17 protein-coding genes are annotated in these 23,506 nt (G+C 35.7%); 8 read left to right on the top strand and 9 right to left on the bottom strand.

Annotated elements, in window-relative coordinates:
* The 8 genes from BM383_RS14645 to BM383_RS14610 all read right to left on the bottom strand — a co-directional run bounded on the left by BM383_RS14645 (nt 1) and on the right by BM383_RS14610 (nt 13,192).
* A complete protein-coding gene (locus BM383_RS14645) occupies nt 1-1,026 on the bottom strand; it encodes a nucleoside hydrolase (protein ID WP_093025893.1) in 1,026 nt (341 codons plus the stop codon).
* Nucleotides 1,026-3,278: a TonB-dependent receptor gene (locus BM383_RS14640; RefSeq protein WP_093025892.1), complete on the bottom strand. Its 2,253-nt coding sequence runs from the start codon at nt 3,276-3,278 to the stop codon at nt 1,026-1,028. The genes BM383_RS14645 and BM383_RS14640 overlap by 1 nt, the downstream gene beginning before the upstream one ends.
* Nucleotides 3,279-3,724: 446 nt before the next feature.
* Entirely contained in the window at nt 3,725-5,119 is a 1,395-nt protein-coding gene (locus BM383_RS14635) for a glycoside hydrolase family 27 protein (RefSeq protein WP_093025891.1), read from the bottom strand.
* 133 nt (nt 5,120-5,252) lie between these two features.
* Nucleotides 5,253-5,930 (bottom strand): DUF3823 domain-containing protein, encoded by a 678-nt coding sequence (locus tag BM383_RS14630; protein ID WP_093025890.1) that lies wholly within the window; start codon nt 5,928-5,930, stop codon nt 5,253-5,255.
* 20 nt (nt 5,931-5,950) lie between these two features.
* Nucleotides 5,951-7,810 carry a RagB/SusD family nutrient uptake outer membrane protein gene (locus BM383_RS14625; RefSeq protein WP_093025889.1) on the bottom strand — a complete coding sequence of 620 codons (1,860 nt, stop codon included), beginning with the start codon at nt 7,808-7,810 and terminating at the stop codon, nt 5,951-5,953.
* Between the two features lie 12 nt (nt 7,811-7,822).
* Nucleotides 7,823-11,221, bottom strand: a complete 3,399-nt coding sequence (locus BM383_RS14620) for a TonB-dependent receptor (RefSeq protein ID WP_245766600.1) — start codon at nt 11,219-11,221, stop codon at nt 7,823-7,825.
* A 225-nt stretch (nt 11,222-11,446) separates the two neighbouring features.
* Nucleotides 11,447-12,472, bottom strand: a complete 1,026-nt coding sequence (locus BM383_RS14615) for a FecR family protein (RefSeq protein ID WP_093025888.1) — start codon at nt 12,470-12,472, stop codon at nt 11,447-11,449.
* Between the two features lie 135 nt (nt 12,473-12,607).
* On the bottom strand, nt 12,608-13,192 hold the full coding sequence (locus tag BM383_RS14610) for an RNA polymerase sigma factor (RefSeq protein WP_143106434.1): 585 nt from the start codon (nt 13,190-13,192) through the stop codon (nt 12,608-12,610).
* 348 nt (nt 13,193-13,540) lie between these two features.
* Here BM383_RS14610 and BM383_RS14605 point away from each other — a divergent pair, with 348 nt between their 5' ends.
* The 5 genes from BM383_RS14605 (at nt 13,541) to BM383_RS14585 (ending at nt 17,087) form a co-directional block, all read left to right on the top strand.
* Nucleotides 13,541-13,912 (top strand): DUF1508 domain-containing protein, encoded by a 372-nt coding sequence (locus tag BM383_RS14605; protein WP_093025886.1) that lies wholly within the window; start codon nt 13,541-13,543, stop codon nt 13,910-13,912.
* A 388-nt stretch (nt 13,913-14,300) separates the two neighbouring features.
* On the top strand, nt 14,301-15,101 hold the full coding sequence (locus BM383_RS14600; protein ID WP_093025885.1) for a DUF4382 domain-containing protein: 801 nt from the start codon (nt 14,301-14,303) through the stop codon (nt 15,099-15,101).
* A gap of 77 nt (nt 15,102-15,178) precedes the next feature.
* The gene (locus tag BM383_RS14595) at nt 15,179-15,559 is read left to right on the top strand and encodes a hypothetical protein (RefSeq protein WP_093025884.1); all 381 of its coding nucleotides are present in this window, start codon (nt 15,179-15,181) and stop codon (nt 15,557-15,559) included.
* A gap of 76 nt (nt 15,560-15,635) precedes the next feature.
* A complete protein-coding gene (locus BM383_RS14590; protein WP_218157946.1) occupies nt 15,636-16,670 on the top strand; it encodes a TQO small subunit DoxD in 1,035 nt (344 codons plus the stop codon).
* Nucleotides 16,671-16,676: 6 nt separating this feature from the next.
* Nucleotides 16,677-17,087, top strand: coding sequence for a DsrE family protein (locus BM383_RS14585; RefSeq protein WP_093025882.1), 411 nt, complete (start codon nt 16,677-16,679; stop codon nt 17,085-17,087).
* Between the two features lie 56 nt (nt 17,088-17,143).
* Here BM383_RS14585 and BM383_RS14580 read toward each other — a convergent pair whose 3' ends face one another.
* On the bottom strand, nt 17,144-17,521 hold the full coding sequence (locus tag BM383_RS14580) for a hypothetical protein (RefSeq protein ID WP_093025881.1): 378 nt from the start codon (nt 17,519-17,521) through the stop codon (nt 17,144-17,146).
* A gap of 1,082 nt (nt 17,522-18,603) precedes the next feature.
* Here BM383_RS14580 and BM383_RS14575 point away from each other — a divergent pair.
* The 3 genes from BM383_RS14575 to BM383_RS14555 all read left to right on the top strand — a co-directional run bounded on the left by BM383_RS14575 (nt 18,604) and on the right by BM383_RS14555 (nt 23,120).
* Nucleotides 18,604-20,223, top strand: a complete 1,620-nt coding sequence (locus BM383_RS14575; protein ID WP_093025880.1) for a trypsin-like peptidase domain-containing protein — start codon at nt 18,604-18,606, stop codon at nt 20,221-20,223.
* 531 nt (nt 20,224-20,754) lie between these two features.
* Nucleotides 20,755-21,831 carry a T9SS type A sorting domain-containing protein gene (locus tag BM383_RS14570; protein WP_093025879.1) on the top strand — a complete coding sequence of 359 codons (1,077 nt, stop codon included), beginning with the start codon at nt 20,755-20,757 and terminating at the stop codon, nt 21,829-21,831.
* 662 nt (nt 21,832-22,493) lie between these two features.
* Nucleotides 22,494-23,120 carry a T9SS type A sorting domain-containing protein gene (locus tag BM383_RS14555; RefSeq protein WP_177229137.1) on the top strand — a complete coding sequence of 209 codons (627 nt, stop codon included), beginning with the start codon at nt 22,494-22,496 and terminating at the stop codon, nt 23,118-23,120.
* The last annotated feature ends 386 nt before the right edge of the window (nt 23,121-23,506 follow it).

Raw genomic sequence — 23,506 nt, 5'->3', positions numbered from 1 at the left:
TTAATTTTGATTGGCTATCTGAAGCTTTGCATAGAAATCTTCAAACAGCAATCGGTTATCCAAATGATGGTATACACGAATGTTTCTTCCCGAATGGTTCACCTCATACAATCCTGCATCATTGATTTTCGGAGCTTGTTTAAGCGTGTAGAAACTAGAAGAAGGATCGGCCTCAAAACTTGATTGTAAAGCCGTTAACAACACCAATGGATTATCGCCCATGATGTAGGTTTCTCCTGTGTATATTTTATATTTATTGGTCAATTCCATTACGTTTTCAATTTTTTCCGTAAGGTATTTACCTATTTTTCCTTGTGGTTTTACTTTGGTCAGCAATTCTGCATAGGAAACCAATGTTTCTCTGTATGCATTTCTTGGTACTTGCCAAAGTGAAATATTGGACTGATTGAAAATTACTTGAGTTGCTTTGATATCAATCGCTGTATTGTATTCCAAAGAAGTATATCCTGGAGGAGGTGGGGCAATATCTGTGTATTCCGGACCACCAATCCAAATCAGCGTGATCTTCTCTGCTATTTTTGGTTCTAGTAGATAAGCATTCGCTATTTCTGATAATCCACCACCACAAACTACATACAAAGGCGAATCTACATCGGTACGCATCGCTTCTTTTACAATAAACTTGGCAGCAGCTGACTCATTGGGTGTTTCGGTATCTTTCAAGCCTTGATTACTTCCTTGATAGACATCAAATTTTCCGTCTAACTTTAGTAATGACAATACTTCATTTACATTTTGAACGGCATGTGTAGCGGTTTCGTTAGAAGGATCAAAACCATCACCCGGCTTTAAATGTGAACCAATAATACCACGAATATCAACAGATGGTGATAATACATGCTGAACCAATTGGAACAATCCGTCTGGATCGCCAGCATAGTCATTATCTAGAATTACGCGCATTCTAGGAGTTACTTTTTGTGAAAAATCCTTTTGAGCAATTCCAAAAAACGGAATTGCCAAAAGGATGATTAAGATATATTTGTTTGTTTGTCTTTGCATCATTAGAAATTAAAGTTGACCGATAATTGTACTGTGAATGGTCTGATGTATGAACCAGATAATAATTGACCGTAATACTGACTTGCATCATCAATCAATTCTGCTCCGTTGATGGTTCCTTTAGCTCCGGTTTGGTTTAAGAAGTTCACTACTGTTGCTCCAAAACCTATATGATCGTTATACTGATAGTTAATACCTCCAAAGTTTTCCCAACGCGGCGCAAAATACAAGGCATTGGTAATGTTGGCATATTGCTTACTGAAGTATCTGAAACTTGCCCAAAATCTCCATTTATCTACAGAATAACTCGGATCTATTTCCATTAATACATTGGAGATTTCTAATACCGTATTATCGCTGTAATCATAATCGTTACCAAAAGCTGAGAAAGTAAAATCTTTGTAAACAGGATCTTGGAACGTAATTAAATAATGAAGATTGAATCCTTTGAAAGGTGTAATCATCATATCCGTTGTCCAACCCAATGTTTGAATTTTATAGAAAATAGTTGCTTGTTGCGTTTCTGTATCGTCTTCAGGATTAACCAGGTTGTAACGGGTTAAATAGTTATTTTTAGTAAGGTACGTAGCCTGAGAAACTAGACTAAAATAATCTGTATTCCAGAAAATTCCGGCACCTGCTAACGGACTTCTACTTTTTACAATACTTGGATATACTGCTGTCGAGAAACTTTCTAAACGTCCATTTTCTTCGGTATATAAAAAGTTTGCCAATGCACCGAAGTTCTTAGTAATATTATAGCTTGCATTTAAACTTCCTGCTACGTGGAAAAAGCTCTTATTGATATCTTCGGTAGTTGCTTGAGTAAGATCCCAATCTGTTGTTCTTGTTGTTGGCGAATAATCTCCATCTAACAATTGGTGTCTTAGCATTAAACCATATTTCAGTTTGAATTTATCTGAAACTTGCCAACTATCGTTACCGTATACAGCTAGTTTGTTTTCCGCTCCGTTAAAATATTCTGCACTGGTATTGTATGCGTAAAACCCGCTTTCATCTGTTCCAGGTCCAATTAAACGTTGTGGTTGATCTTCTACCGTTTGAAAGAATAAAGATCGGTTTGAATGGTATTTATCTACATGATAATACTGCTCTAAAATTCCGAAAGTAAGATCGTGATTCTTAATTTTTTTGTTCAACGAAAAACGTCCCATAATGTGCGTGGTAGGAATTTCTGGAGAATTCATAGCCAATTGTGTTCCTACATTTCCAGTATAAGTTTCTCCTGTAGAAGCAATGGTATAACCATCGGAAGCCTCTGCGGTAAAAATACTCAACGGTATGCTATACATTAAAGAAGCTTTGGCTAGATGCATGCGGGTAGAATATTTAAAATTCCATCCGTTATCCAATTTATAGTTACCAAAAACATCTACAGTGTGCGATGTATTTGTATTTGCAGCACCATCTAAAGAACCCCAGTAATAATCACCAGTTATAGCGTCTTTAAAACGAAGTTTTCCATCTCTTACGATGTAGGAAGAATTACCAATATCAAAACCATCTACTTCTGAAGCTTCTCCATTTGGTCCGTATTCAAAAACCGCATAATTGGTATTGATATAAGAATCAGCATATTTATAAAATATATTGAACTCACCCTTATCATCTTTAAAATACTTGGTGACACCTGCTCTAAAGATTTTAGTTTGATCTACATATTTATTAAAACCAAGATCGTATGTTGAAGGATCAAAGTTTACAAAAGCACCTGCAGAATAGGTCCATCCATTTTTAGAAATAGGTCCGGATACATTTACATCTCCCTGAAACCAACCAAAATGACTTCCTGATAAATTTCCTTTTACATGAAAATCTTTAGTTCCATTCTGCGTATATGAATTCACCGCAAATCCAAGGTCACCCATAGATAATGCAAGATCCTCCATTTTTAAAAGCCCTGTGTTTTTAAGTGACACGCTTTGGCGCCAAGACTTGTTTGGTAACTCTGGCCAAAAGAAATAGACCAAAGGTAAATCGTTTTCGAGAATAGTAATACCACCCACACTTGCAGGAAGACCGATGTTAACATCTCTGGGGCCGGAATTGTTTGCGGCGTTTAGCATTACGTTTCTGTCTCCGCCCTTTTCAGGGTCGTTATCTGTTTTACTTGTTTGTTTTTCAATCGCTATAGAATCTTGTTTTGAAATGTTTTGATCCTGAGCGAATACGTTAGAGAAACTCATAGCAAAGAGCCCCCCTAATACTAGCGTTAAACCATTTGTTTTTTTCATGCTTCGTTAGTTATCCATTTGTTTTTTGATACGCCTTTTTAAACGCATCACAACAATAAGGAGGTAGTTTCATCACCGTACTTATAAAAGATTTGCGATATAACCCGAAAATCGCAGCGATAACCTTTTAGTAAATCCATGCACAGTATTTTGAAAAGAACACACTTATTGCTTATATCCGAAGCAATATTACATCATTTTATTTATGTTTCAAAATGAAGCATACTTTTTTTATAATTTTAAATACTTTATTTTATATTTTTCATAAGAATATGCTTTTTAAAACCACATATTATCATTTTATTTTTCAACAGCTACATGACTGTTCCTGGTAAAACGTCATAAAAAAACCTTCCAACAGCATTAAATACTATTGGAAGGTTTTGGATGAATACATTCTTCGATTGGAATTCCAACCGATTATTCATCTATTAAAAAGGCAATTTTTACTGTAGTTTTAGTAGTATTGATTCATGTGGTTTCAAAGAAGCTTCCACAGTTTTTCCTGAATATTCAAAAGCTTCTCCAGACCATAGGTTGGTTGCTTTTAATTCTTCTGAAAGACCTAATTGTTCCAATGTTACTGAAACCGTTTTTACTTCCTTATCTCCTAAATTAAATAGAGCAACATAGGTTGCGCCAGTTTCTGGATTTTTAGAAGTTACAGCAAGTTCATCTTCAGTTTGAAATACTTGTTTTACATTAGTTGCTTTTTCATGCATTTCCAAAACGTCCTTATTGGTTAGTAGTGATAATGTAAACTCATCATTACTTGGTAAATCTCCTCCAAAGAATAATGGAGATTTGAATATGGTGAAAAAGGACATTAAACTGTATTGCTCTTCCTTTGTAAGACGCGTCATGCGATCTTCTCCTCTTTCCCCACGAATAGAGATTCTACCTAAAGGAATCATATCACAATCTGGCCAAGTGCCATCACCAATGTATGGATACCAATCTTCAGAAGTTTTAATTAGATGTTTCATGTGCCACCATTCGTCCCAAACATCATTCACCATTCTCCACATGTTTGCATGACTGTCTACATGTGCTGCAGCATCAACAGGCGTTTCTCCCGGAGATGTACTTAACACAATTTCTCTTCCTGTTTGATCAATCGCATTACGTATCAAATCAATTTCTCCTTGATGATAAATTGGTGCCGAAAGGTCATCGATCTTAATAAAATCTACACCCCACGAAGCATACAACTCCATAATAGAATTGTAATATTCCTGAGCTCCCGGTTTATCGGCTACAACCGTATAATTATCTGTTAACCATTTACACTGCTCTTCCGGAGAGTAAATTTGGTCTGCTGTAATGCCTTCGGTTCCTTTGATCAGTAGTTTTTTGTTTACAGCTTCTACAGGAATACCACGCATAATATGGATTCCAAATTTTAAACCTTTGCTATGTACATAATCTGCTAGTGGCTTAAACCCTTGCCCATCTTTTGCAGAAGGAAACTTGTTGGTAGCCGGTTGATAGCGGCCATATTCGTCCATTACATAAATAGGATCGGTTTGATTGTAACCAGATGCTTTGGTATTTTCTACAAACCAACGGATATCCACAACCACGTATTCCCACCCAAATGACTTCAGGTTTTCTGCCATATAATCGGTATTGGCTTTCACCTCTTTCTCTGTTACTGTGGGTCCGTAACAATCCCAACTATTCCACCCCATAGGAGGCGTTTCTGCCCATTGGGTGAAATTGGTTGTTTTTACTTCGGTTTGTTCTTGTTGTTTCAGCATTTTTGCTTCTTTTTTCTCTTCTTTACAAGAGGCAAAAACAAGCAACAATACTCCTAAACCGGTTAGCATGTTTCTTTTCATTGTTTTGTTGTTTAGCTGTTTGTTAAATTGACTTTGTGCTAATTTAAAAAAATTAAACCTGATGCAGGAATAATATTCCTGCAAACAGGTTTACGTAAAAAACACATTTATTAATAGATCGCTCTATCCGAATTTATAAGTATATCTTTTCAACCGGTGTGTAATAGTATTCATTGGAAGAATTAGATCTCACGCCTATTCTCATGAATACATATTCTCTGTCTGACAGATTTTCCGGTACATCAATAGCTATAGAATTTGCAGTTCCTGGAGTAACAGTTTCCAGGTCCACGTGATATACTGAGGCATTATAATTACTATCTGTAAGGTACTTGGTTCCAAAATAAACATTTACAGATTGTAATCCGGTTTCTTCAACCACTTGATTCACGGTAAAAGAAGTATTTATAGTAGTACCTTGATTTTCAAAAGATGCATTTTCTATAGTAAAGTATGGCGTTACAGGTACATCATACGTGGTTCCGCCATTTACATTGATGACCAACGTATCTTGCAACGCTGCTTCCCATGGAGCTCCGGCTATTCTTACCATTTTATATTCTCCATTGAATAACGATGCTGAATAGGTACCATCTTGTGCTATATACACTTCAATACTTTTATTGAGTTCATAACCATCTTGCCAAAGTTCAAACCTAGCTCCATTGTTACGTACTCCAACTGCTTCGCCTTCATACACTACTCTACCGGAAAGCATTGCATTGGGTTCATCAAAATTATCGTAATTTTCACAGCTGGTGAACAGTAAACCTGCCAACAACCCTACTATATATAAGTTTCTAATTTTCATATCTATTACATTTTAATGGATTAATGGAATGGATTTTTAACCAATAACGGATTGTTATTTAAGATTCCCTGATCTATCAACGAATAGTAATTCGCAAAACGGAAGAATCTTGCTCTCATAAAACGTGTTGGTTCAATTCTTCTATAGATATATTTATTATTATCAGGATGTCCTGGGCGTACAATACGGTATGGGTAAATACCTCTTACCATAGCATTGTCATCGTTTTGATCACCATTCCAAATTTCGTGAGCAACTCTCCATCTTTTTAAATCGAAATATCTATGATCTTCAAAAGCCAATTCTACGCGACGTTCATGTCTAATAATATCATTACTAAGACTTGTTAAGCTATTTGCTTCAAATCCTGCACGTTCTCTTACAGCATTGATATATTCTAAAGCAATACCTTCTTGCCCCAATTCATAAGCAGCTTCTGTAGCATTTAAATAGATTTCACCTGCTCTAAACCAAGGCCACCAATTATCTGCTAAAACTCCTCTAATACTAGCACCAGGACCTTCACTCACAAATTTTCTAAGATAGAATCCTGTATTACTCACATTCTGAGTATTGTCTTTTGGGCCATCAAAACCGGTCATTAAACCTCCATCTCCACCAGCATCTGTTTCATAGTTGCCTCCTAAATTTGGTGAGGTAAGAAAATCATAGCTTTGAGTATCCTCGTTCCAATCTGCAACTCCGGCTAAAATACTTAATGGCGCTCCTTTGAAACTAGAACCACCATACAATACGGTTCCTGCTAATCTTGGATCTTTATTATCAAAAATATCATCTATTTCATCATAAACAATATAGTTCCCGTCACTATCCATTGTTTGTAGCGTTCCTTCTGACCCGTCAAGGTATTCAAAACTTTCTACCAAACTTAACGATGGAGATATCATACATTGCTTTTCATTATCTTCTGATAATGTTCTAGGGATATTCTCGTAGGTAAATGAGTGTGTTTTTAAGCTCAATTCATAATCTTTCGCAAAAATAACCTCAGAGCTACTTTTTTCTATAAGCATTTCATAAAAGTTAGTAGCCTTATCAGGGTTTAAGTCATACAAAGCATAGGCTCCACTATTGATTATTTCTTGCGAAGCGGCCAGTGATTTGGTATAATACCCATCTGCCATATCTGCAGGGATACCTACCTCTTCTCCCGGTAGGGAAATAGAGGCTGACATTAAATTGTTATACTTTGCTAAAGACCCGGCATACAACATAGCTCTACTCTCCAATGCAAGTGCTACATAGGTATTGGCTCTTGTTTTACTAGCGTTGTTGGCTGCAAGACTTCCTTTAATAGCCTCCAACTCATCATAAATAAAATCATACACCTCATATTCTTTAGATCTAGGAATTTGAAGGTTTGAAGGGTCTCCACTATAGTCATAAATTAATTGTTCTGTAACCAACGGAACACCTCCCATACGTTTTACCAATTCAAAATATACAAAGGCTCTAATGAATCTTAATTCTGATTGATACAAGGCTTTTTGTTCTTCTGAAATATCGGTACTATACTGGTCTATATTATCCAAAGCAAGGTTGATATCTCTAATAAACCCGTAATCCCAATAACTACCATAATTATCTCCGTATTCAAAGTTATTATGCCAATTGGAATCCCAGTGACCAGACCACATGGCCTCGTCTGTCTCTGTCATCCCACCAGTATTGAAAACCCCTAGTAATGTGGGTAATCTATTATAATAGTTTGCCATTAATGAATTTATAAGGGCAGGATCATTCCATAATTGTTCGTCTGAAATAATGTTTTGTGGATCTCTCTCTAGCCATTCTTCATCATTACATGAAAATGTAAAGAATGCTATTACTAATGCTGCTGATATAACTAGTTTCTTCATTGCTTGTTTTGATTAAAAGGTTAAGTTAAATCCGGCTAAAATGGTACGCTGCGTTGGGTATACAACTGCCGCTCTTGCTTCTATCTCTGGATCAATTTGATAATCTTTTACATTATCAAAGGAAACCAAGTTAGATCCGCTTAGATACACACGAACTTTTTGAATGTTGATTTTCTCTGTGAAGGTTGTTGGAATGGTATACCCAACTTCCAAATTTCTAATACGAAGAAAACGAACATTGTGTAGCCAAAAATCGCTATTACGTGCATTAGGACCCGAATTTCCGTTTCTTATAGCTGGATATTTTCCTGGAATCCACTCACTATTTGGATCATACGGATCTGCTCTGTGCCAACGATCTGTTAACAAGTATGCTGGTGAATTTCCTCCTGCGTGAAATGCATTTCTAAGCTCGTAATCCTGAAACCAAGACTGCATTGCTCCTCCAGAGAAATCTACATTTAAATCAAATCCTTTAAAGTTTAAATTGATGTTACCACCAAAAGACATCATTGGCGACCACCCTGTTGGGTATCCTATTGGTCTTTCATCTAAATAGTTGATGACACCGTCACCGTTTACATCTTTGTAAATAAAGTCACCCGGTAATTGAGTAGTATTGTTCTGTCCATCATTATTTATACCATAGTTATCTATCTCTTCCTGACTTTCGAAACGACCTACAACTTGATATCCCCACCAAATACCTCCGTATCTGTTTTCAGCTGAATTGCGGTATTCGTCATACGAATTACCAAAACGAGGCTTATAAGACTCTATGTTTCTAAATCTAGAAAATGTAAAGTTTCCACTCACGCTATAGCTAAGGTCACCTACAAAATCTTTATAGGTTAAAATTCCTTCTACCCCATTGTATCCATTTTTACCTAAGTTTTCGTTTGGTAAAGAATATCCAACCTCACTAGGTAATAGTACATCATAGCGTTGCCCAGGAATACCGGTTCTTCTGATCCAGAAAACATCGGTAGTTGCTGTTAATTTACTATCAAACATGGCTACATCTATACCTATGTTTGCGTTGGTGTTCTTAACCCAAGACAAGTTGGTTACCGGTAAACCTCTCGGTTGCATACCTGTTACATACGTACCGTCTAAAACTGCTCCTCCACTATTCCAAGTATAGCCCGGTAAATAATCAAACATACCTATACCTTGTTCCATACCAGTTTGCCCTACGGAAGTTCTAAATTTAAAACTATTGATAACACCGGTTAGTTTTTCAAAGAATGGCTCTTCTGAAACCTTCCAACCTAGTGAAGCACCAGGGAAAAATCCGTAACGGTGTCCCGGAGGGTATAGATAAGAACCATCATATCTTCCTAATAATTCTACTAAGTACTTTTTCTTGTAGTTATAGTTTACTTTTCCAATATATCCTACACGTGCTTCGTAATCCCACCAATCACTAAATGAATTCATTTTATCATATTCTAACAATGGTAAATAATCGTTAGATGGATTGGTTCCTACTGATAAATAATCCTTCTCATAATCTGAACGCTCATACGCAGCTACCACTGCTATGGAGTGATCTCCAAAATCTTTAGAATAGTCAAATTGTAATTGATAGAAACGAGCCAATACTTCTCTTTCTGTTTGATATCTCCAACCACCGTCTACACCGCCGGTTCTTTCATACACGTCATCTCCTCTATAGGTATACACGTCATATCTATATTGAAAACCATCAAACTTTCCATTGGTATAATTGTAAGAAGCTGTACCCTTTACGTTTAAGCCAAAATCAAACTTATATTTTGCATACAAGTTTACGTTTGCATTTCGCGTTAAATTATCTTTGTAACCAGCAATATCTCTTTTGAACAATGCCGGGTTTCGTGAATAGTCTCTGGTATGGTTTATATACTCTGGATTATCATTGGCATATGGCCCTACTGTAGGAATATTACTGAACATTCCTAAAATTGCTGCAAAATATCCGTCACCACCTGGTAACCCAACATCTTCTGTTTTTTCTTCTCTAGCACTAATTTGTGTTCCTAGGCTAAAGTTTTCAGTAACATTAGATTCCAAATTTACCTGAAGATTTGTTCTTCCGTATTTAAAATCTTCAATTAATGCCTCTTGTGTTGTATTGGCTACAGACATGTAGTAGCTTACACGCTCTGTTCCTCCGGTTACATTAGCGTTGATATGGTATTGTGGAATGTTCTTACGCATGGTAAGATCATAATAATCATATCCTTGATAGCCCGGTTCTGTACCCGCTTGCCACTTGGCTAACTCTTCTGGTGTAAATACTTCGTTAGGATCACGGCCTTCATTTTGAGCGGCTTCTACCAAACCTCTTGTATACTGTGCTGCATTTGCTAAATCTGGAAAACGTGTTAAGTTTTGCCATCCGTAGTAACCATTTACATTTACACGCGCATCTTTATTTTTACTACCTTTTTTGGTAGTTACCAATACTACTCCATTGGCTGCACGCATACCATAAACCGCAGCAGACGCATCTTTCAAGATAGTAATACTTTCAATATCCTCCATATTCAAAGAATTGAAAATATCATTTCCGCTAACGTTGGAGGATTGTACCCAGTCATTTCCGGTTTGTCCGCCATAGGCTACTCCATCAATGACAAACAACGGATTTCCCATGTTACGAATTTCTACGGAAGCACCACGCCCTGGACGTGCATCTTTTGCTCTAATGGTAACCCCTTGTACTTTACCAGCCAAAGCTCCGGCTGTTGTTGTAGAAGCTGTACGCACAATATCTTCAGATTTCACCTCACTTACAGCTCCGGTAACATCTTCTTTTTTCTGTGTACCATACCCCACAACTACTACATCGTCTAATTGTGAAAAATCTTCTTTTAGTACTACGTTTATTTCGGTTTGATCTCCTACAGTGATTTCTTGTTTTACAAATCCCATAAAGGTGATGACCAAAACCGCATCTTCACTGGAAACAGCAATGCTATAGTTTCCATCAAAATCTGTGGTAGTTCCGTTGGTAGTTCCCTTTTCCATAACGGTGGCTCCCATAAGCGGCATGCCATCTGATTCTGAAGTTACCAAACCAGAAACTAAAACTCCTTGTTTGGTTACCTTCATAGCTGTAGCTACAGCTTCCTTGCGTTTTACCACTATTTGTCTGCCCTTTACGGCATAGCTAAGCGGTAACGCTTTAAAAGCTTGCGTTAAAACTGATTCTATAGTAGCATCTTCTGCTTTGAGCGATACTGTATACGAAGTGTCGAGTACATCATCTTTATAAAAGAAAACGTATTCGCTATTTTTTTGAATTTCTTCAAAAAAGTCAGTAATAGAAACTTCATTCACATCAATGTTTAATTTCTGTGCGTACGAATTATTTCCAAATACTGAACCGAGTCCAATGGTAATTAAAAGTAAAAATACTCTCATAAAAACTATGACATATTTTTTGACATCAAGTTTTTGTTCCCCAATAGGGAAACTAATATGATATTTATTCATAAATTCGTGAATTGTTAATTAGTATTACTTATTTGCTGTAGTATTAATAATCTTACACCGAAGGATGCGGCCAACATCTTTCGGTTTTTTTATGATGATAATCCTTGCTTCATAGGCAGATAGTTTGACATTTTAATTGGTTAATTGATTACTTTATTCTATTAGAATTTCATTTTCTTCTTTTTTGTATGTAAATGAAGAGGATTCTTTAATAACATCTAACACCTCTTCTACTGTATTTTTCAAGTCTAAATATCCCGAAAACGTTTGGTGTTCTCTTGCTGTATTTTGCAACTTCACAGGTACATTGTAATAGCGTGACAGTCTGGTGACTATATACTCAAATTCATCATTCTTGAAAACAATCAAACCATCTCTCCATAAAAAGTGATTGTCTACATTTCCTTTCGCTGTGTTCATACTAGCTTCAGACCTGCTGTAGCTTGCTATTTCTCCAGGTTTAATGGTAACCGATTCTTTATGACTTATATAATCACCAGCTTGATAGCTGATCTTTACACTTCCACTTTTCAAAGCTGTTTTTATAAACGGCTCATCTTTATAACTACTCACATTAAAAACAGTTCCTAAGACTTCTATTTCCTGGTCTTTTGCCATGACTATAAAAGGATGTTCTTTATCATGCGCTACATCAAACGCTGCTTCCCCTTCTAAATAAACAATTCTTTTCTTTCCTTTGAATACAGAAGGGTATACCAACCGAGAACCTGCATTAAGCCAAACATTGGTTCCATCTATCAGCTGTAATTTGGTTCTTCTTCCATAAGGTACTACCAGCGTATTCAGCGCTACTTTATCTTCTTTTACTTTGGAATCTCCTACCAATATTTCATTGTTCTTTCCTGTATAAGAAATTACAGAATCTTTCTCTGCAACGCTCAACGTTTGATCTGCAAGCACCAAACTTACGTTCTTCGTAGTATCTACTTTTACATTTTCCAATGCATCTACGTAAATCTCGTTATCAAACGCTTGTTCTTGTGAATAGAATACATAGCCTCCAATTCCCAAAGCAAGCACGAACGATGCTGCCCAAGAAAATCTTTTCAATCGTTTTTTGCGCTTGTAGCTTTCCACAGAAGAAAAAATACGCTTCTTTAAAAGAAACTTTCGTTCTCCTTGAAAATCTTTAAGTAATTGTTTTTCAATATCTTTCATGTAAAACACAATTAAAAGCGTTCATGCATTTTCTATATAAAGTCAAAACATGACTGCGTATAGACAAAAAAATTACATTTTTTTTAAAATTTATTTCAAAAAGTAGTGAGAGTAATTAACGATAAGGTTTTCGGATTACCAAATACTTAAAAACAATCCAATAAAAAGCACGCAAATCTCTTTTAAAGATTTGATACCTCTATATACAATAGTACGGCAGGTTTCTACCTTTACATTCATGATTTCGGCAATTTCCTCGTACGATTTGTTTTGTATGTATTTTAGCTGCACCCCTTCTCGTTGCTTTTTTGGAAGCAACTGCATGGCATGGAAGATTTTTTTTGAGTTCTCATGGAAGAGCTCTTCTTCTATAAATGCTTCTTCAATAGAACTTGAAGTTTCGGGAACTACATTTTTGTTTATTTGAAAGGAGCTTTGGTATTTCTCCTCTTTGTAAAGCGGGCTTTTAAAAATTCTATTTTTTAAAGAACTCAACAAATAGAACTTAATATTCGAAGTATCCGATAGGTTTTCATGGTACTTATATAGGTCCAGGAACAAATCATGAATAGCGTCTTCTACAATAGCGGTATTGGCCGTTACTTTACATCCATAGAGGAACAGCTCATCAATATACATATCGTATATAGAGCCAAGCGCCACAGTGGAGCCTTTCTTAAGTTCTTTCCAAAGAATGATGTCTGATTTTGCGGTATTCAATTTGTTAGTTGGTTTCACTCAGATTTACAATTATGTAATCATCAAAATAAACCTGATTAAGACCAAATTTAATAATTTTTTAAATACAAAAATAAATATCTATCAAAAATGATTTGTTTTGTAGAATTATCCCACAGAATGAACATTTATTTAAATATCCGTTATTTAAAGTTTTTTACATTACGAATTCTTCAAAAAGTAGTGTGTTGATAACTTCTCTTCTTTGGTAACTTCATGCATATGAAAGTGTTATAACCTCTTCTACTATAACTCTCCTTCTAGTCCATTTCAGATTTCTTAGATTTCGGTTAGTTTTGTAAAAATCAAAACCCAAACCCCCAATAGGTCATGAGCGTATTTGTGATTAATAAAAGATTTGATGGCAACTATAAGTTCGTTTTTAGCAATCGAAAAGGTAAAATCATTTTTACCAGCATTAGCTGTAAACGAAAATCTGATTGCCAACTCATTATTGAAGCTTTGCAGAACAATTACGATATGTTTGTGATCACCAAAACTAAAACTCCACGTGGCAAATTCTTTTTTAGGGTTTCCAAAGGCGGATTGGTACTAGCTTCCAGTCGCCGCTATGCTTCTGATTATAGTTTACAGAAAGGAATAGACTATGCCAACCGCTGGATAGAACAATCAGAAATGCTAGACTTACCGGAAGAAGACGATGTTTTTTCAACACCCGCAGAAGATATTTTCACTTCTTAAGGACACGTCAAAAACACCCCCTATGCTATAACAGCATTGCGTACACGCATGCTACGAACGTGCACTAGTTTGGAAAAAGATATAGTACTAGCAATCATAGCCTTCTATACCCATTTTATACAAAGTGCCCATACATAACCTATGCTGCATAGCCTATAAAACATGGCTTTGCTATTCCAAATAACTTCAACCAACTTGTTAAATCTTATCCCAGTTTTTTTCGGTATAAATGCTCCGCAACTGTGCTGACAATCATATTTTTTGGGGACAAAATCCCAAAGAAAACTCTGTTTTTTCCCTTTTAACAACCATCGTTAAAATCTGTTAAGTTGGCTTGCTGGTCCAAGAAACTGCCCTAGACTAGCGGAAAATTCAAATACAAATAGTTATGAAAAAGAAAAATGTAACACTCTTAGCCATTCTGTTCTCAGGTTTATTTGTTTTCACTTCTTGTAGTGATGATGATAACGATTCTGAAGCTAGCACAGGAGACAGCGCCAAAATGAGCGTGAAGATGGTAGATGCCCCGGGAGATTATGACGCAGTGAACATTGAGGTAGAGGATGTAGTTATTAAATATGCAAACGATACCGAAGTAAGTTTAGACGTTGATGATGAAACTTATGATCTTTTACAATTAACAGGAGGTGCCAATGCACAATTAGCCCTAGAAGAAGACATTCCTGCGGGAACCATTTCTCAAATCCGTTTGGTTCTAGGAGGTGATAACTCTATTGTAGTAGATGGAGAAACCTATGATCTTGCAACTCCAAGTGCACAACAATCCGGATTGAAATTAAACGTAAACGAAACCCTGGAAGCCGGGTACACCTATGAGTATATTTTGGACTTTGATGTAGAAGAATCTATTGTTACTCAAGGAAATGGAAGTTACTCTTTAAAACCAACCATTAGAGCTACTGCCACAGCAGAAACAGGGATCATAGAAGGTGTTGTAGTACCAGCAGGTATACCAACCCTTGTAACCGCTACCAACGGTAGTGTAGAAGTTTCTACCTATGCAAATGCTGATGGTTCTTATGCTTTATATGGTTTACCAGAAGGAAGCTATACCTTAACCTTCACCCCAGCATTGGGCCTTGGTTTGGAAGCACTCGTATTGTATGATGTAGTAGCTGTAAACGGACAAATCATGACGGTAGATACCGTTACTTTTGAAACTGAATAATTGCTGTTTCCCAGATATTTTGAAAAAAGCTGTGTCAATTTTGCACAGCTTTTTTTGTTTGGTTACATTCGTCTCTTATGAAATCACTGTATAGCACTCAAAGGAAATCGGTAGGTATACAAATGCTTTTTGTAGCATTTGTGGCCTTGTTCGCGGTGCTATCTTCTTGTAATGTTCGTAAGGCTGTACAAAATGAACTAGGCATTGCTACACAGAAGAATCCTTCTAAAACTACACTTAGTTCTGTAAACACCTGCCATTTTGAGCAAAGTCAATTGCAGCAGGAAACTGTAAAGATTGCCTGTGAAAAGATATTGGTACCGGCAAGTGTTGCTGCGTATTTTTATCAAAGCGAAACCACCACTACCGATGTTCCGCTGTATGACGAGGACGCTCCTCCTCATACCCACAAAATTCCCTATTACATATTATATAGAAAGTTGAAAACACACGTGTAGCCCTACTCTTTTTGGCCACTTGTAATTTATTTTATGCAACCTTTCTACAAAGGGTTGTACAACTTTATATATCTATATGATGCATACACTAGAAAAAAATACCAATTTTTCACAAGCCGGGTTGTTTACCCTATCGCTACGTGTGATTACCGGATACACTTATTTTTCTGCCTTTTGGAGGCGCACCGTTCTCATGGACAAACTAGACCCCGACCTACCCGGTTATATTGGTGTCAAATTCAATCATTTTTTACCACATGCCTTGGGTATCAAAGGCCTTATTGAATACTTGCTTACCCACCCGGAAGCACTTTGGTACAATATGGTGATCTTTACCATTATTGAAGGTGTGGTAGGTCTCTTTTTGCTTTTGGGTTGTTTTACACGGCTGGCAAGTATAGGCACCTTTGCACTAGCCATGGGCATTCTACTAGGCTCCGGATGGCTTGGAACTACCTGCGTAGATGAATGGCAAATAGGAATCCTAGGCTTAGCAGCAGGGTCTACCCTCTTTTTTACCGGTAGTGGTACCTATAGCCTGGATCAACGCTGGATACAACAAAGCAAACGGTTTACTACCACAAAATGGTTTGCCTGGTTAGGTTCTGGTACGTTTCCTATGCCTGCAAAAAAGCTACAAGGTGTGGTAGCACTTACCGCTATTAGCCTACTCCTTATTGCCGGTGGAACCCATCAACATTTCCATGGAGGTGTATGGGGTACGTTGCATAACAAATCTATACGACCTACAGTTGAACTTTCGGAAGTAGGTTATGCCAACAACACCCTATCCTTCAACGTATTTAGAACTCATGGCGTAGATGTCTACGGATCTTTTTTAATCGGTATTCAAATACAAGATGCTGCCCACAATACGGTAATGTATTTAGATGGAACTATGCTAGCTACGTTTCCTAAAGCACAGATCAAGAATCATTATATTGCCAAGGTAGCACCAGGAAAGCATAGCCTTATCATTCCACTAGGCGCAAAGGCTACCATTACCCTTCCCATGGCAACAACTATGTCAAATACACTTCCGGAAGGAACCTATACACTTACATTAACGGACATCAGCGGTGCTGAATGGACCACAAACTTTACTATATAAATCAGTATGAAAAAATTAGTTTTAATCACCTTATTCGTATGCTTGGGATGTGTATCTCATGCTTTTGCACAACAAACGGAAACACACAACTACGTAGTGATCACCAGAAATATACAACAGCTACACCCCATTCTACTCGCAGCACAACAACTGGCTACAAAACATGGTAGTAGCATGGGTAACTATGAAGTGATTGTATGTGGGAAAGCGGTACAAGAATTGACCGATGCCAACAAAATGGCACCTTTACTAGAAATGGCTGAACAACAACAGGTAACCCTATTGGCCTGCGGCCTTTCACTCCACAAATTTAAAATTGATACCTCTGCTGTGGTCAAAGGAATCACTGTTATAGAAAACGGACTGCTCTATACCTTTACCAAACAGGAAGAGGGCTATAAAAGCATTACCCTATAATTTACTATACACCTGTATGTTATGCGCGTGGCATGCAGGTGTATTTCACTCTTTGCTTAGAATTTTCGATACCGAACTGCCCATAGCATATTCCCTATAAAAACTGCCAAGGCGGCTATGTGTAACCCAAAAACGGCAAAGTTTCCCAGAAAAAAAATGCCCGGTAAACTGAGAATTGCAATAAGCAGAAAAATTTGAAGTAGTGATAAATACAACGAAGTTCTATACCCCGCTATGGCTATGATGCCATACCCTATTAAGATAACCAACCAGTCTCCTACCCGTAACAATACCAGAAAATTGGCGATATCCCAAGCCCAACCAACCGTTTTATTGATTCCTACATTTTCTATACCCCCAATAAAGGTAAAGATCAACTGTACCAGTACGAGTATGATGAAGGTTCTTTTTTGGATGATGGTGGTAAAGCTCACTATGTTGGTTTATTTAATTTGCTTGGAAAGTACTTATAATTTTGAACTATACCGACACCCGATAGTAACTTTTCGTTATAACACATAGTAGATACTTGCACGAAGTTACTCCGTAGTTACTATGAAGTTAGTATGTAATTAGTACGTAGTTAGGTTACTATAGCGTTACTATACAGTTACTATAGACTTACTATAAGGTTACTATAGCAATGGTAGTTTTACCCCTATTTTTAAAGCTTTTCTACGCTGCCGTTACAGGAATGCTAAAGATACAGAATTTAGTCTATAACCCCTATAACCTAAGACTTTGTATTTATTTTTTTTGACATGCGTTGCACATGCTACTTGTTTTTGTTGGATTACGAATGATAGCTCTATACAAGATCATTTGAAGCCATATTCACCTTTTAATCAACAGTATAGCTACCATACCTGTAAAAAAGCACAAACTACCAAACTATTGTACCAATTTGTGCAAATTTGTGACACATTGCATCTAACAATACCCTACTGTACCTTTATGGTAGTGTTGATACCTTTTGGTGACTGGTTTTACAAGAAATGACTCAATGTTACATTTTCGTAAAACACCCCTGTGTGTTTGTTGCACTGTTGTTGCAGTAAACGGTGAATTTCCTTTACGAAAATGCCATTTTACCAAGAAAGACTGGAACAAAACTGGGAGCAAACCCCTTGGTAGGTGGTTTAGAGTCCACTGCAACTACTACAAAGGTATCCTTGAGTGTTGTACTTTTTTATATCTTAGTTGTTGTAATGGTTTTTATTGTATTAGCTACAAAGAAGCCTCGCTCTAAGAGCGATGTACTTGCTTCCATAAGCACCCAGCATGTGTGCTGCCTATCGGTAACCAACCCGACATACAGAGGGATATTCCTTTGGACCTTAGCTAAGAGATGAAACCAACCCCATCTTTTTATACAAAACTCCTCCTTTTGGAGGTGTATGTCTATGGTCTTTAGAAGGCTTTTTGTAAGATTTTTTTGGAATAAAAATTAAAATCGCGTAAAAAGTTATATCTTGTTCATGATATAAACGAGTTGTAGCACATTAAAACCAACAATATGACCAAAAAAATATTTTTTTCATTAATAGTCGTAGTTAATGGAATTTTTGGATACTCACAGAACAATCTGAGAGACCTAACAGCCAAAAACGAGAAAGCGATATTCTCTATTTTTACCTATGACGATTTTGGAGTTCCAAGCGGTTCAGGAACTGGATTTTTTATCAATAGTAATGGAATAGGAATTTCAAATTTTCACGTTTTAGTGAATGCTTCAAAAGCAATTATTAAAACAAATAATAAAAAATCCTACAAAGTTGTTGAAATTTTAGAAAGCAATTCTGATGCAGATTTAATCAAATTCAGAGTTGAAAATTCTGAAAATATTTCTTTTCCCTTTCTAAATCTAAAAAACACTGGTGTTAATAAGGGAGAAGATATTTTTGTAATAGGCAATCCTCACGGTTTTGAGAGCACTGTTTCAGAAGGGATAATTTCCTCTATAAGAGAAGTTGACGGTTACGAAAAAGTAATTCAAATAACCGCACCTATTTCACCAGGAAGCAGTGGAAGTCCTGTAATGACAATGGATGGCAATGTAATAGGTGTAGCAACATTTCAATACAAAGAAGGTCAAAATTTGAACTTTGCTGTTTCAGCAAATATGATTTCAAAATTAAACCCAATAAATAAAAATTTAACAGCTTCCAATAATTCCAATTTTATAGTCATAAATGAAAGATGTCAAGATAATTCAGAATTAGTATTGAATTCACTAGAGTTTAAAGACTATGAAACCGTATTAAATTTCTCGTTTACTAATGTATCTATGGGTTATGGAGAATATATGCTTATATGGTCAAAAATGAACACCACTGACGAAACGTTCTTCATTCAAGACTTGAAAACTATGGAAAAATATTACGCTAAAAACTCTTCTATTGGTAGTTCAAGAGAGAATGGTACCACAGTTGCATTAGGTGAAACAAAGCGATTTAAAATTATTTTTCCGCCAATTCCAAAAACCGTAACACGAATGAACATTATGGAAGGTATTTCGAGTTCTTGGAATTTTATGGATTTAGATTTAAGCAAATATCTAAATATCGAAAATCAAGAAACTGAAAACTATGATGTTCAATTTGCACTGACCAAATTAGAAAATAAAGAATTTAAAAATGCACAACGACTTCTATCTGACAAGGTAGAAACTGATAAGTCTTCACATTCTACATACAATGTGATGGGTATTCTCTCATACCTAATGGACAATAACTATGATGCTTTAAATTACTTGAGTAAAGCAATTGAAATAAATCCAAGAAATGATATTTATTACTTTAATCGTTACAGAGTTTATCTAGAAAAAAAACAAGATTACGACAAAGCACTAGAAGATATTAGTTATGCAATAAGAAATAGACCAAATCAAGGTGATTATTATCAGCATCGAGCTTATGTCTATATGATTAAAAAAGACTGGAAAAAAGCCAAATCAGATTTAGATTTAGCCATTAATTTTATGGGTGAAAATTGGCAATTATTAAAGTTAAGAGGTAATTGCAAAACTTGGCTAAATGATATGAATGGAGCTTGTTCTGATTGGAATGATTCTTACCGTTTATCAAACTATACTGATAGCGAATTAAAATCGACAATAAAAAAATATTGTAAATAAAATAACTACGCACAACGGTAGCTGTTGCACAACTTCTTGGTAAAAGTTAGTGGTTGGTTTATACAAGTCGCTTTTGAGCGACTTTTTTGTTTTTAGTGGTAGTTGATTTTCTGGGTTTGTGGAAGGCTTACAAGCAGATTATGGGCTTTTAGAAAGGCTTTTATGGCCATTGTAAGCAGGCGGTGTGTTTCCCTGATTACTATGTTTTTTTGCTGGTGTTGCAAGCTTCAATACAAATTGTTTTCAGACACATGGTCACTGAGCAGAAACTGGGTAAACAATGCTTCTTGTACGATCTTTTTACCTTGCATACAGTAAGACACGAAAAAATAACGGTTGCACCTTAAAATGGGTGGAGATTTTTTGCTAACTTGTGCAACAGGCACAACATATATAATTTATTGCTAGTTCTAGCCTACTTACGAAAATCCTCGCGGATTTTCTATTTAGTTTTTATTTACTAAATTTAGTGCTTAAACCACGCAACGAAATCATACACAAACACGTTAGTAAACATTAAAAAACGAACTTATGAAGTTTATATATACTTTTTTTATTTTCTTTTTAACCTATACTGAGCTTAATGCTCAAGTTGTTACTGAATTTGTTACAGATAATGATATGACTGAGACAATTAGTTTAGCATTTTATGGTAATGATCTTTATTTTTCATCATGGTGGGAGGAGATTTGGAATAATCCCTATGATGATATTTATAAAATATCTAAAATAGACATTACCGAAAGTACGCCTACAATTATCGATGTTGTAAATTTACCAAGCTTACCTGGGGGTATGGTTTTTAAAGATAACTATCTGTACTTTTCACATGGCTATACAATTTCTAAAATAGACATTACGGAAAATACTCCTAACATAATAGATATTATAAATGTGAATAGCAGAGTAGAAGGAATGGCTATTCATGGTAATGAATTATATTTTACTGTTGCAGCTGGTAGTAAAATTTCAAAAATCAATATTACGGATACAACACCCGTGATGATAAATGTTGCAAGCGATTTAAATTCACCATATGATTTAGTATTTAAGGGAAACGAATTGTATTTTTCCAATCAATACTATATTCAAAAAATTAACATTACAGAAGCGGCACCAAATCCTAATCAGGTATCAAATGTAGGTTCCTCAAGGGGCTTAGTATTTGATGACGATATTTTATTTATAGCTAAACGATTTAATGGTAAAATTTATAGCCAAGATGTTACATTACCACCTAACGCTTTACTATTAAATACTTCGTACACGGCATTTAATGATATTGCTTTATTAAATAATGACTTATTTATAACAGGGTTTAATAATATTTACAAAATCGAAAATGTAAGTGATTTAGTTACGCTATCAGTAGGCGAAAACTCTTTTTCCTCTAATAGTTACAAAATTCATCCAAATCCAACTTTTAATGAGATCTCAATTTCAGGAATAAGAAGCAAAGAAGCATTTATTATTTATGATGTTTCAGGAAAGGAAGTTCTAAAAGGAACTATCTCTGTCAATGAAAAAATTGATGTTAAAAGTTTAAGTAATGGATTATTTTTTATAGAACTTGACAATGGTAACAGATTAAAATTTATAAAAAAATGAATACAAACAACGTTTGCTAATCGAGTAGACGGCCGTGAACGATAAGTCCACGGTGCACCTCTCACACCACCGTACGTACGGGTCGCGTATACGGCGGTTCAAAAATGATATTAACCCTTATAGTATGTTAGCATACTTAAATAACCTCTTTTCTGTAATTTAGATTGCGTTATTGTCGTTCGTAGAATAGGACTTTTAGCTACGGCCCAACCTCCCATATTGGTTCGACTCCATGCATAGGCTTGTCCTTGGGGTATGCCCAAACGAATTAGGTTTTTCCGTTTGCGTTCGGGTTTCTTCCAATCGTGCCAAATGCAATAAAGAAAAGAAGATCAAAGAGCCTCAATTATCAATTAACTATTCCAATTGACAAAGACCATTCGAAGGACTTAGTTGTAGATGAAATTCTATATCAAAGTACATCTATAGGCGACTCAATAACTCTTGTCCTGAAAAATGGATTATTAAATTTTGAAATAATTGAAGAAATAAAAACTAACGCTAACAAAGATGGCAACCGTTACACAACTCCTTGGTAAAAGCTGGGATCTGGTGTTCAAGTCACTTTTAAATGGCTTTGTTTTTATAGAATAGCCGTGAAGTTGAAGAAAAAGTTATATCTTGTTCATTATATTAACTAGTTAGCCACAATTATGAAAAAAATGGTACTCATATTAACAATTCTGTTTTCTTTACAGAGTTTTGCTCAAGACACTACTTGTGTTTGGCAAGATGGATATTACAGAAACTATGTTGGACTTATAACAGATAATATTCCTGATTCGGATTTTAATAAAACCGATTTTATAAATCATCTTATAACTAACAGCAATCCCTCCACTTCGGAATTGGATTTTTTAAATACTTCAATTACAGAAGTTTCGCTATCTTTCCCTTCATCTCAAGTTGGAAGTTCACAAAAAGTTGTCACCGTAGTTTCTGACTCTAACGCAATGAACGCTTTTTTAATTGCCTTTTCGGAGTCATTTGATTGGGTAGAACCTTATTGCGAAATTCTACTTGGACGAGATGAATTTGATTTGGCAAAAGGAATTAAAATATATCCTAATCCCGTTTCTGATAACTCATACATTCAAATTGATCATACAACAGCTTTTAAGAGTTTAAAAATTTATGATATAACTGGAAAACTAATGTATTCTAAAGAAATCGAGAATTTAAATCTTATCGAATTCAGTGAGTTCAAGTTGAGCAATGGAATTTATATTCTTAAGTTTATCTCTGACCATTTAGCAGTTTCGAAAAAAATAATCTATAAATCAATGTAGCTAACGCTAATTCTTACACAACTTCTTGGTAAAAGCCTGGATCTGGTTTACACAAGTCGCTTTTAAATGGCTTTGTTTTTATAGAATATCCGTGAAGTAGAAGAAAAAGTTATATTTTCTTCATAATATTAACGAGTTGGCAAACAGTTGAAAAAACAAATCCACATATTCATTTTAAGTCTGATCTCCACTTTTGCATTTGGACAAACCGAAAAGAAATTCCCTTGGGACTGAACGTAAAGTTATTGAAGCGACTACCAAAGTATCTTCTAGTGTTGCTTTTTTTTATAACTTAATTGTTGTATTGGTTTTTATTGTATTAATAACAAAAAAGCCTCGCTCTAAGAACGATGCACTTGCTTCTATAAGCACCAAGCATGTGTGCT

Origin of the sequence: Pustulibacterium marinum (assembly GCF_900116665.1) — a bacterium.
GTDB lineage: Bacteria > Bacteroidota > Bacteroidia > Flavobacteriales > Flavobacteriaceae > Pustulibacterium > Pustulibacterium marinum.
The sequence above is the reverse complement of the archived record's forward strand: the minus strand, read 5'-3'. Positions and strand labels throughout refer to the sequence as shown.